This is a genomic window from Psychrobacillus vulpis, from assembly GCF_006861825.1.
GTDB lineage: Bacteria > Bacillota > Bacilli > Bacillales_A > Planococcaceae > Psychrobacillus > Psychrobacillus vulpis.
In genome coordinates this window covers 104924-117543 of sequence record NZ_VDGI01000006.1, presented here as the reverse complement: position 1 = coordinate 117543, position 12620 = coordinate 104924, and the positions used below count along the sequence as shown (strand labels likewise).

Sequence of the window (12620 nt, the reverse complement as noted above, 5' to 3'; positions counted from 1 at the left end):
TTTTCTATCTCGCCTTCACTATTAAATTGGCCACTCTTCTAGTTGATAGTTCATTTCCCAAAATAAATACTCGAACTTAGATGTCATTTGAAAGTGTTCTTCGATTCGTTCAAGCTCCCATTCGGGCTTCCCTTCTGTTAGTTGATCCATTAGTTGTATTAACCACTTTGCACCTTCTGCGAATTCTTCGGAATCATATGTTTCAATCCATTTTGCATATTTATTTGTAGACAAGTTATCCCCATATTGTTCACGCAATAATTTTCCTATTTCCCAGTAATCCCATGCACAAGGAAGTAAACAAGAAACTAACTCTACTAGCGAACCATTTTGAGCAACGTTTAACATATAACGTGTATAAGCCAAATTTATAGGTGTAGGTTTGGTGGATTCCAGTTCTTCTGGAGTTACTCCAAATTCAGCAGCAAACGCACGATGTAAATCCATTTCAAAATGTAGTGTGTCGTGAAGAGTTTTCGAAAAATTTGTCATCATTTCTAAATCGAGTGATTTTTGAACCCCTACCGCAAATAACTTGGAATAGTCCAGTAAATAGACGTAGTCCTGCTTCATGTAATGTATAAACTTTTCCTCTGCTAAAGTACCTTTCCCTAACTCTTGCACAAACGGATGTTGATGATTTTTAGCCCAAATTGGTTTTATATTTTCAAATAATCGATCACTGAATTTTTTTGTAGAAGACATACGACTTACCTCCCAAAATAATAGTTTTTTATTTTTTTGTGTTACACCATTGAGAAATGAATAACAACAGAGTTTTAGTAAACGAGAGTAATTCCTCTATATTTAGTTTTTCATCAACAGAGTGTGCTTCTTCCAGTTTTCCTGGGCCATAAATAACAGTTGGAATACCCGCTGCTCCTAGCCAACCTGCATCAGTCACAGATTTGGACATCCCGATTATGACTGGATTTTTGTCTATTTGCTGATGGCACTCCGCAAGTAATTGAACCGCTGCCTGTTCCGCATCCATCTTTAATGCTGGAAATATTTCGCCACGTTCCTCAATCATAGATTTTCCACCCCAACGATATTGGAGTGGGTTTTCTCTTAACCAAAGATCAGACATTGCGACTTGATTTAAATGTTCTTCTATTTCAGCTGTCACTGATTCATACGTTTCATTCGGATAAAAGTGTACTGTAACCCAAAGTCTGCATTCATCTGCTATAAAAGCGGCGTGTCTGCCACCTTCAATAACCGCTGGATTAATCGTGGTTGTTCCAGGTGCAAATCCTGGATACTGTTTAGTAACAGCCCAATGTCTCTCCAAATCTTGAAGGCCGGCAATAATTTTCATCATTTTTTCTATGGCGCTTGCTCCTTTTATTAACCCACCTGCATGCAACATTTTCATCCTCATTGCATCATGGAAAACTTCTTTACTTTTAATAGTTATCCAGCCCGTTATAACTCCACCTTGACCGTGAATTTGACGGTTACTTCCATCTACTACAAGTGCAAAATCAGCAGTATAGCCTTTCTCCAAACAAGAAAGAGTTCCCGCTTCTCCTGCTTCTTCTCCAATAACAGACTGAATTTGCAAGTCACCTTTTAATTCAATATTTAACTCTTTTAATAGTTTTGCTGCAAACAATGTTGCAGCTACTGCACCTTTCATGTCAGAGGTTCCTCTGCCAAATACAAATCCATCTTTATTTGTTAGCTTGAATACTGGCACGGTCCATGCGCTCTCATCTCCAACTTCAGCAACATCAATATGTCCATTTATTATTAAACTGTGATAATGTAGCCCATCAGTACCTCTTTTTATCCCTACTACATTCGGATCTTTCGGAAACACATCCCAACTATCCGTCTCAAATTGGTGTACCTCTAAAAAATTTGCAATATAATTTTGCACTTCACCTGTGTTTCTAGCAGGGGGACTAACTGTCGGAAAACTAACTAAATCTGCAAGTAACTGTAATAGTTCCTCTTTACGCTCATCTACTGCTTTAGAAATTCGATTTTCTATTTCCTTCTTCATTCCTTTTCCCCTTCCAATTTATATTTTTGAAAACAAAAAACCGCTCTCCATAAACGGAAAGCGGCTGTTTTCTACATAGTTAAACTAAACACACGATAGTAGGGTTCCAGCTGCTTCCCTCCGCTAGTATTAACTAGATCAGGTTCAAAGGGTTTACATCCAAGATGTGTCTCAGCCTAAAAAGGCTCCCCTAGCAGTCATTTATTCAATTACAAATGCATCTAAATCGTATCATAGTCACGATTAATTACAAGAATGATTTTTGTTATACAGAAATTTAACTCCATATAACTATTCAAATGGATAAGCATGCGCAATATTCTCCATACGTCCTTTTGTAGTTACAGCTTGAGATAAGGAATTTAATATAGATTCTTCTGTAACTTCTGCAGCTCCAAGAAAAAGTTCGTTCATAATGGGATGATCATCCCTCAATTGTATTCTAGTTTCAATACTTCCCTCTGAAACATGTGGAATTTTATGGGCTGTGGAAAAAGCAATGACAATATCTCCGCTGCCATTACTAAAGTGACTACCTGTTCTACCTAGTCCAATTCCGCACCTTTTAGCCACACGTTTTAACTGCCTATTACTAAGCGGAGCATCCGTAGCCAATACAATAATGATGGACCCATCAGCCGGCTTTGGAAAAGTTGGGACATCCATCTTCCCCTCTACATTGTATTGAGAGCATTGAAAATCTTCTTTTCTTCCAAAATTACTTAGGACTAGGCAGCCGATTGTATAAGTAGTTCCACTTTCTTCTTCTCTTACAAGACGCGAAGAAGAACCTATTCCTCCTTTGTAACCAAAACAAATCATTCCTTTTCCTGCTCCTACAGCCCCTTCCTCTGAAGTCTCATTGGAAGCTTTTTCTATGCATTCTCTTGCATGAGCTGGTTGAATAGGAAGTTTACGAATCGAGTTCAACCTACTATCATTGCATTCCCCGACAACTAAATTAATTGTTCCCGTAGATTCTCCTATTTCTGGATTAGAATCTAACATATACTCTAATGTGCCTTGCGTAACAGCTGGAATAGCAAACGTATTTGTTAGCATGATTGGAGATTCGATTAAGCCTAATTCATCCACTTGTACAAGACCCGTCGTTTTACCAAATCCATTTAATACATAACTTGCACCAACCACTTTTTGTTGAAACAAATTATCTCCATGAGGCAAAATAGCTGTCACACCGGTGCATGCATACTCCCCTTCACCAAGAGGGCTATCTAGTGTAACATGACCTACTCGAACACCTTCTACGTCTGTAATGCAGTTCTTATTTCCAACTTGGAGACGACCTACCTCAATCCCTCTTTTCCTGATTTTCATCGGTCCTTTTTGTTTCAACATACTCCCCCCACTTTAGCCGCTTCTTTCCATCTATTTAAATATGCTTTCTCTACAAACTCCTGTTTATCGGCATATAAACGGATCACATCTTTTATTTCTTCTGCAAGATACTTTTCATTTCGATTGTTCGCAAGGCTCCCGTACCCAGATCCTCTTTGTAAATAATCAGAGCTTGCCACCGTATACCACGTATCATCTTGTAACGGTTGTCCTTTTATATACACCGTATGAACATGTTTACTATCGTGCAAAATTTCTGCTCCTGCTATATGTAATCTACCAACAAATTTCCCTCGAAATCCAGGTCCTCTTCCATCTGCCAAGCAAGCTTGTGCGTCTAAGGATTGTTCAATGGCTTCTTTAATATATTTTCCTTGTAATTCAAAAGATGTTGGATTTAATGGAGATGGGCAGATTTCGATTAACTTTTTATTTGTCATTTCATTGAATGCACCTGCATTGCAAATACCACTATTAATTAGCCCTATGTCACAATTCAGCATATCTTTTAATCCATCTGCAATTAAATTCGTTATTGGATTTTCTTCGATTACATCATGCCATAGTGGTCGTGAGAGTTCATAAAGCGGCTTACTCAATACTTTAACCGCTTTTTCCTTACTTATTTTTAATAAAGATAAAATCTGTTCATCTTTTTCAACTTCCATGGAAGAAAGCGTAGCAGAATGAATCAGCTTTACTTTACCATCGATAATTTCAATCTCTAGTATCCCTAAATGCTCACCGTAATTTCCTGCACTATTCATTATTGTATTGTTTACCAATTTAGCCTCGTTAAAGAGTTTATGATCATGTGCTGAAATAATAATATCGAGTTCTGGTATTTCCATAGCAAGAGGCTCGTCTGCAAAGGTACCAACATGACTTAGAAGGATACAAATATCGTATTTTCCTTCGTTTCTTTTAATTTCATTTAGGATGCCTTCTTTATAATCCGTCATATAAATCCCAAGACCGTCATTGAATTCTCCCATATTCGGTGAAGACCCGGTGATAAGAATTCTAAGACCGTTCTTCTCTAAAATTGCACTAGGAAATACTCCATTAATTGTCGAGTTATCCTTTTTAAATAAGTTATTACTGATGAAAGGAAAAGGACTATTACTCGCCATATACTCGAGCGTATCTACTCCATTAAACATCTCATTGTTTCCAATAGTAAGTGCGTCGTAACCAATAGCTTCTAGTAATTCAATTGCGGCTAATCCCCTTGTTCCTTGTAACTCAATGCTTTTGAAATCAGCGAAATCACCACCGTCCAAAATGATCGTATCTTCATCTTTATATTGCTTAATCAGTGTTGCAACTTTAGAGAAATTATCAAAGTTGCTGTGCACATCATTCGTATGTAATATCCGTAATCTCATTTTATCCCCCCTGGCCAAATTAACTTCCATTTTATACTAAAAACATTACAAGTGCCAGTCACCAGTAACATAGTTACTGGTGACTGGCACTTGTAATACTTTTAATAATTTTTTTTAAAAATAGACACCACTTTAGTTATACCTTCCTATAATTACATTTTCACAGCATACTCACTTCAATCAATTACTTCCTTCCTGTTTTTATTTAAATTTTTTAAACTTTACAATATCTTATTATTTTAATAATTTTGTTTTGCTATAATCTAGGAGCAAAACAATAATATACCAAGGAGTGAATTGGATGACAAAAGATCGAATTTGGAATCATGCTTTCAGTAAAATAGCACTCTCTCTCATTCTAGTACTATCCATGTTTGTACCATTTATCGCCGCACCAAAAGCACAAGCAACAGAACCGATATCAGTTGCAGACGCTATCGCAAATAATACTGGTACAGCAACAGTTCAAGGTTTTATCGTAGGCACAGCAAGCTCTGGAACTTCTTACGATCAAGAAGCACCTTTCACTGTTGCTACAAACATTGGCCTCGCAGATTCCCCTAACGAGACCGATGCTTCGAAAATATTACCGGTACAATTACCAACCGGTGCAGTACGTGCCGGCTTAAATTTAGTGGACAACCCAACATTATTTAAAGGTGAGGTAACAATAACTGGTTCTCTTTCTCCTTATTTCAGTGTTCCAGGACTAAGAAGTGCAAGTGCGTTCACGATTATTTCTAATGGTGAAGTGCCTACACCTCCTGAAGTAGAAGAACTAGAAAATATCGCTGCAGCTCGTGCCATAACAGATGTAAATAAATTAGTGAAAGTGAAAGGAACGGTAACAACAGGCACTGGATTTTGGGGTGGAAAAGCTTTCTACATTCAAGATGAAACGGCAGGAATCTACGTTTTTACTACCTCAGCAGATGTAAATCCTTGCGACATTGTGGAACTAGAGGGTAAAGTAAGTCCATATAGTGGTGAAATTCAAATCCAACCGACAAAAATCACTAAAATCTCTTCAGGTAATATACTTCCAACAGCCCAAGAAATCACACCCGCTGGAGTAAATGAAGAGACGCAAGGTGAACGTATTCAATTAAACAACGTCACCATTACGAATCTAGTAAAATCGAATGATTTTGGGACATTTGAATTCACGGCGACACATTCAAATGGTGAATCTGTTATTATACGTAACGATAATCGAAACGGTTTAGATTACAATTCATTCTTGAAGCAATACAAAGAAGGCGACATAGTTCATGTATCTGGTATCGCTTCAAAATTCAATATAACCTATCAAGTGAAAACGCTCGGTTTAGAGAGCTTTGACTTAGTAAATAAACCAGCAGTTTACACAGATATTTTCCCAGGGACTATTTCTGAAGGAACAGAAGTCTCATTAATGACACCAATTGAAGGTGCGACTATCCATTATACTTTAGATGGAACTACACCAAAATTGGAAAGTACACAATACACTGCTCCTATCAAGCTAACAAAAAGTACAACAATTAAAGCAATTGCTGTTAGTGACACTACTTCTGATGTATTCACTTTCGTGTACGATGTATTGAAGTCAAATGACCTTGCAATTCGCGACATTCAAGGAAAAGGACACTTCTCTCCTTATGAAGGTACAAATGTACAAAACATCACAGGTGTCGTGACTCACTTGTATAACTCAGCAAACTTTGTCATTCAAGACATTAATCCTGATAACGACAATACAACTTCAGAAGCAATCATTGTTAATAAAGCTTCAAATGGACTTAAAGTTGGTGATTTAGTATCAGTTACAGGAACTGTGGAGGAATGGTATTACGAAGGCTATTCGGATATGAAAGTAAATGATTTACCAATCACAAGAATTCGCGCGACAGCTGCTACAAAAACTGGAACAGCAACGCTTCCTGCTCCATTAGTAATCGGTGAAGAGATTTTCCCGCCAACTGAACTAATTGACAATGATAGATTAACTTCATTTGATCCACAGGAAGATGGGATCGATTTTTGGGAATCTGTCGAATTAATGCGACTCGCAGTTCCAAATGCAAAAGTAGTTGGACCTCAAGAATATGGTGAAGTAGTCGTTGTTGCTGGTAATTCTACCAATACAACATTCAACATTTTAGGTGGTGTTAGTATTTCTCCTAATGACTACAACCCTGAAAGAATTTTAGTAGATATAAATAACGAAAATTATAATGCTAAATCTGGTGACTATTATTCAGGGAACATTATTGGTGTGATGGGCTTCGGATTTGGAAACTTCAAGTTATGGGCAGAAGAGTCTTCTCTTCCTCCAATCACTCGTATTGAGAAACCAATGGTCGTAACGAATATTGAACCTACTGAAGATAAACTGACAGTGGCTTCGTACAACGTTGAAAACTTCTCGACAAATAAAGAAAATACACCCGATGCAAAAGTAGAAAAAATTGCAAAATCATTCGTGGAGAATATGAAATCTCCTGACATTATTACATTAGTAGAAGTTCAAGATAATGATGGGCCAACAGCTTCTGGAAATACGGATGCATCTGCGAGTTATGAACACTTAATTGCAGCAATCGTTTCAGCAGGTGGTCCAGTATACAAATGGACAGACATTTCACCTGAATATAATCAAGATGGCGGGCAACCTGGAGGAAATATCCGAGTTGGATACTTATACAATCCAAACCGTGTCACTTTAGTTGAAGGAACAAAAGGTGGCTCGACCGATAAAGTAGCTTGGGATGAAAATGGTAGTTTAACTTTAAATCCAGGTCGTATTCTAGACTTACCACAGCCTAATACACGTAAACCTCTTGCGGCTCAATTTGATTTCCAAGGGGAAAAAGTAATCGTTATAGGAGCGCATTTAAATTCCAAAGGTGGAGATCAACCTTTATTTGGAAAAAATCAGCCGCCGTTCTTAGGTTCGGAAGCTGAGCGAATTGAGTTGGCAACGATGATCAATAACTTCATTAAAGCTGGACAAGCTAAAGATCCAGATTTAAAAGTAATCGTCGCTGGTGATATGAATGATTTCGAGTTCACACCAACACTCTCTGCATTAAAAGGCGGTATATTAACAAATATGGTTGAAAAAGTACCTGCTGGTGAACGTTTTTCTTATTACTATCAAGGAAACAACCAAGTTTTAGACCATATTTTAGTAACAAATAACTTAGCAGACAAAACTGCTGTAGACATGATTCACATTAATGCGAACTATATGGACATTCACGGCCGTGCATCTGATCACGATCCAGTTTTAGTCCAAGTAGAGTTTAACGAACTAGAAACTTACACTCTACAAGCTAATAAAACATCTCTAGAATTAAAAACAGGTCAATCAGAGCAAATTACATTAACAGAAACTGCTACGAAACAAGACGGTACAACTTTAACGAAAGATGTAACAGAAGAAGCTACTTATAGTGGCTTTGATTCGAAAATCGTTTCTGTTGAAAAGGGCGTTATTACTGCAAAAGCAGCTGGAAAAACAACAATAACCGCAACATATGGCGACAATACAGTAACGATTAACGTAACTGTTCAAACTGTCAAAGATGGTGAAGCAGTTATTACCGCAGATGAGGTAGATACTTCTAAATCTGTTATTACTGTAGATGGTTCTGTACTGCATGACGCTGGAAATGTATATATTCGTTTCACAGAAGAAGCTACAAAGAAAATCGACACAGCTAACAAAGATGTCGTGATTACACTTGTTACTGGAACATTCACGATCACTGCTAATAACTTTAATACACTCGCTTCAAGTGGGGAATTTACACTTCACCTAGATTACCATGTGCCATCGGGTCTATTGAAGGAAAAAAACAAAGATAAAATTAAAGATAATCTTAAATTGAAAGATATATCTTTCCTTGATAGCAAACAGAATCAAATAACAACAGGATTCAAAGACTACTTCATTATCGTTACAGAAGGTAAGAAACCTACAGTTGAAGGTGCTTACTACGATACCAAATCGAAGAAGTGGAAATTCAAGAAAATTAATAAGTAACCAAAAATACTTCGATTAAGCAAATGCTTAGTCGAAGTATTTTAATTATTCTTGTAAAAAGAACTGGACAATTGAGAATTTTTGTTATAATTACTTATCATGTATTTACTTTTTATTTGGGGGATTATGAGAATGGAGAACAACAAAATTTCGATGATGGATGCTTTTTTGATAGAAACCCTACGAAGCAATGGCATTTCAAATGATGAAATTCTTACAAAACTGGAACAAAAAGATCTTCGAACGTGGGAAAATGAATATCCAAATAATAGATTCAGTGTACTAATCACATTGTTTGAAGAAGACCAAACTAAATTTAAGTCCATTTTAATGGACGGTTACTCAGTGAAGTTCATTACGATGAACGGACTTAAAAACTTATTGAAATTGAAGTTCGAAAAAATTGATGATCGCGATTATCAGCTCCACGAAAACGGGATAGAGTGTTTAGAAATCGATGAGCAACAGCTTTCTTCTTTGAAACAACTTCTTTCAATTAACTGGATTATTCAAGAACAGCCACTGGAAAACAATAAGTCTACTTCAAAATTGGTTAATATTGTAGCTGCAGTTACAAATTAAAAACTACCTGAAAATGTTCCATACATTTTCAGGTAGTTTTTTTAATAGTATTACAGTTATATTACAAGTGCCTGGCACCAAGATATGCTCAATGTGCTGCTTCATGAATTCTCAGTTCAAGATCTTCCCTTATTATTTCTTTCCTCTTTTCATCCCACTCCATCATTAGCGCCATATAGTTAATAACTTCAGATTTCCATGTATGAACCCAATGTATATCAAAAAGAATTTTCCCTGTTCTACGTAAGAAAAAGTCAACGGCAGTCAAAGTCATTTCGTGTTTTATTGAATAATGAAGTATTAACTTTATCGCCAAAGGTAAAGCCGTTTCTTTTAAAACTTCATCAGCGAGTTCAATGAGTATATCTGTATTTGTACCATATACAGCTGAAATGTTCATTGCTTCATCGATTGGAATACCAAGCTTGGATAATACATTTCCTTTGGCAACGATAAAGTTTGAATAATCCTCTGGGTTTTTGAAGTCACCACCCGATAGTCTCATCTTTTTTGTAACTGATTTCCCTACTTTAACTCCACTAGCCTCTAATTCTTTACTTAGTAAATCTGTAACTGTTTCTGCCATCTTACGATAACCAGTCAATTTACCTCCCGCAATTGTGATAAGACCTGTATTAGATATCCAAATCTCATCTTTTCTTGAAATTTCAGAAGGTCCTTTTCCAATTTCACGAATCAATGGTCTTACACCAGCCCAAGTTGACTCAATATCACTCATTTCTAGTTTCGTTTCAGGAAACACAAAATTGATACACTCTAATAAATACTTCTTGTCTTCAATATCTACCTTTGGATAGGTAAGGTCGTTTTCAAAAATTGTATCTGTTGTGCCGATATATGTTTTTCCATCCCTAGGAATAGCAAAAACCATACGACCATCTGGAGTATCAAAATAAACCGCTTGCCTTAACGGAAATCTAGACTCATCAATTACTATATGTATCCCCTTTGTGTGTTGTAGGCTTTTACCAATTATTTTTTTATCTAACCCGATCAAGTTTTCCACCCATGGCCCTGACGCGTTAACAATTTTTTTCCCATACACCTGATATGTATCTCCCGTCAGAACATCCTTTATGAAGACTCCACAAATTTTACCATCATCAGAATAAATAAAGGATTTCGCTTTTGTATAATTAAGCAGTGCAGCTCCTTTTTGACTCGCTTTCTTTGCTACTTCAATTGTCAGCCTAGCATCATCAGTTCTATATTCAACATAGTATCCCCCTCCTATAAGTCCATCCTTTTTAAGTAGTGGTTCTTTTTCTATCGTTTCTTTTATAGATAGCATCTTTCTTCTTTCATATCTCTTTACTCCAGCTAAGAAATCATAGACTTTAAGACCTAATGAGGTTGAATATTTCCCGAAAGTTCCGTTACGATAAATTGGGAGTAACATCCATTCAGGATGCGTTACATGTGGTGCATTTAAATATACAACTTCTCTTTCTTTTCCCACATCTGCTACCATCTTCACTTCCAATTGCTTTAAATACCTTAGACCTCCATGAACAAGTTTAGTCGATCTACTTGAAGTTCCTGCAGCAAAATCTTGCATTTCTATAACAAGCGTCTTCATCCCTCTAGTCACACTATCAAGAGAAATACCGGTACCCGTAATCCCTCCCCCAATTACAATAACATCATAGTGTTCTCCTTCAATTTGTGATAATGTCGTATTTCTTTCTTCAAATGAAAAATTTTTCATATTAAAAACTCCTTCACATTAAAAGACCATTACAATAACCCTGCTTAATGCAGGGATTGTAATGGTCTCTTCTCTTTATCTCTGACCCTATTAATTTTTCTCTTCTGAATATTTAATCTATGCTACAATAATGAAGTATTAACAATTCTTACAAGTAGGAAGGATGAATTTTAGTGAGCTTAGTCGATATGGTAGAATCGCAAATGATAGCATCTGTTACAAACGAGGAAGATTTAAAATATGCCTTAGAAAGTAAAGCAAACATCGTTTTCCTCCTTACTGGTAATCTAATGACCATTACCAATTACATTAGTCAACTCAAAAAAGCTGGAAAATATGTTTTTGTCCATCTTGATTTTATCGACGGCATTTCCAATTCAAAAAATGCTTTAACCTTCGTGGCAGAGAACTGGAAGCCCACAGGTATCATTACTACTAAAAGTCATATAGTCAAAATTGCAAATGAGATCGGACTTAAGACAATTCAACGTATTTTCTTACTTGATCGTAGCGCTGTTTCCAAAGGTATAGAAATGGTGAATTCCTGCCGACCTAATGCCGTTGAAGTTTTACCAGGAATCATGCCAAAAATTATAGACCAACTTTCCACCGAACTAGAATTTCCTATTATCGCCGGAGGATTGATAGATGACATTTCTGAAGTTCATCAAGCACTCAAATCTGGGGCACTTGCCGTTTCATCCGGGAATCCAGAAATGTGGAACTTTGATTTATAAATTACCTATATCCTTTACACTCTCCAGTACATATTTTGGTTGATACGTTGTCTGTTTTAGCATTTCTGGATTTGTAATACCTGTCATGACTAAAACAGATTGTATACCTGCTTCATTGGCCATTTTAATATCTGTTTCCAATCTATCTCCCACCATGTAGCAATCAGAAGCTTGCATTCCTAATACTTTTTCTAAGACATACTCTGCCATCATGGATGATGGTTTACCTGTGATCAAATTCACCGGCTCTCCAGTTGCTCCTTCAATTGCTCCAATCATTGCACCACAATCTGGGATTTCTCCCTCTCGAACCGGACAAGTTCTATCTGGGTTTGTAGCAATTATTTTTGCTCCATTCCTCCAAGCCTGAAAAGCATCATTCAGCTTATCATAAGTAAAATTCCTATCCCATCCTAGAACTACATGAGAAGCGTTGGCGGATATATCCGCCAACTTAATATTCTCATCAGAAAGTTCTTCAAATAATGGTGCTTCCCCAATTACATAAACTGCATCATCAGGCTTCATAACCGACTTTAAGTAATGAGCAGTTATATAATTAGAATTTATTATTTCATTTAGCTCTACATGGATATCTAAATTGTTCAATTTTTCAACGTAATCTTTCCTACTCGCAATTGACTTATTAGTAAGAAATACCACTTTATCGCCACGTTCTTTTAGACTCTTTATGGCATCAGGTACCCCTGGAATTATCTCATTATCAACATAAATTGTGCCATCGAGGTCAAATATAAATCCTTTCAAACTCTTCACTCCAATA

Annotated in this window: 9 protein-coding genes and 1 riboswitch; of the genes, 3 read left to right on the top strand and 6 right to left on the bottom strand. The window is 36.6% G+C overall.

Features of this window, described 5'->3' with window-relative positions:
- Positions 1 to 21: 21 nt before the first annotated feature.
- The 4 genes from tenA to FG384_RS07995 all read right to left on the bottom strand — a co-directional run bounded on the left by tenA (position 22) and on the right by FG384_RS07995 (position 4758).
- Positions 22 to 705 (bottom strand): thiaminase II, encoded by a 684-nt coding sequence (gene tenA / locus FG384_RS08010; protein ID WP_142642071.1) that lies wholly within the window; start codon positions 703 to 705, stop codon positions 22 to 24.
- 28 nt (positions 706 to 733) lie between these two features.
- Positions 734 to 2011, bottom strand: coding sequence for an acetylornithine deacetylase (locus FG384_RS08005; protein ID WP_142642070.1), 1278 nt, complete (start codon positions 2009 to 2011; stop codon positions 734 to 736).
- Between the two features lie 98 nt (positions 2012 to 2109).
- Positions 2110 to 2213: riboswitch (TPP riboswitch) on the bottom strand.
- A gap of 89 nt (positions 2214 to 2302) precedes the next feature.
- Positions 2303 to 3349, bottom strand: a complete 1047-nt coding sequence (locus FG384_RS08000; RefSeq protein ID WP_142642113.1) for a P1 family peptidase — start codon at positions 3347 to 3349, stop codon at positions 2303 to 2305.
- Positions 3350 to 3363: 14 nt separating this feature from the next.
- The gene (locus tag FG384_RS07995; RefSeq protein WP_142642069.1) at positions 3364 to 4758 is read right to left on the bottom strand and encodes a bifunctional metallophosphatase/5'-nucleotidase; all 1395 of its coding nucleotides are present in this window, start codon (positions 4756 to 4758) and stop codon (positions 3364 to 3366) included.
- 301 nt (positions 4759 to 5059) lie between these two features.
- Here FG384_RS07995 and FG384_RS07990 point away from each other — a divergent pair, with 301 nt between their 5' ends.
- Positions 5060 to 8788: a DUF6359 domain-containing protein gene (locus FG384_RS07990; protein ID WP_142642068.1), complete on the top strand. Its 3729-nt coding sequence runs from the start codon at positions 5060 to 5062 to the stop codon at positions 8786 to 8788.
- A gap of 132 nt (positions 8789 to 8920) precedes the next feature.
- Positions 8921 to 9370, top strand: coding sequence for a hypothetical protein (locus FG384_RS07985; RefSeq protein WP_142642067.1), 450 nt, complete (start codon positions 8921 to 8923; stop codon positions 9368 to 9370).
- A gap of 88 nt (positions 9371 to 9458) precedes the next feature.
- On the opposite strand, the gene FG384_RS07980 is transcribed toward FG384_RS07985, so the two are convergent.
- Positions 9459 to 11099 carry a glycerol-3-phosphate dehydrogenase/oxidase gene (locus FG384_RS07980; protein ID WP_142642066.1) on the bottom strand — a complete coding sequence of 547 codons (1641 nt, stop codon included), beginning with the start codon at positions 11097 to 11099 and terminating at the stop codon, positions 9459 to 9461.
- 173 nt (positions 11100 to 11272) lie between these two features.
- Between FG384_RS07980 and FG384_RS07975 the strand changes: the two genes are divergently transcribed.
- Positions 11273 to 11836, top strand: coding sequence for a glycerol-3-phosphate responsive antiterminator (locus tag FG384_RS07975; RefSeq protein ID WP_142642065.1), 564 nt, complete (start codon positions 11273 to 11275; stop codon positions 11834 to 11836).
- Here FG384_RS07975 and FG384_RS07970 read toward each other — a convergent pair.
- Positions 11831 to 12613: an HAD-IIA family hydrolase gene (locus tag FG384_RS07970; RefSeq protein WP_338101324.1), complete on the bottom strand. Its 783-nt coding sequence runs from the start codon at positions 12611 to 12613 to the stop codon at positions 11831 to 11833. The two genes, FG384_RS07975 and FG384_RS07970, sit on opposite strands and share 6 nt — an antisense overlap.
- Positions 12614 to 12620 lie beyond the last annotated feature (7 nt).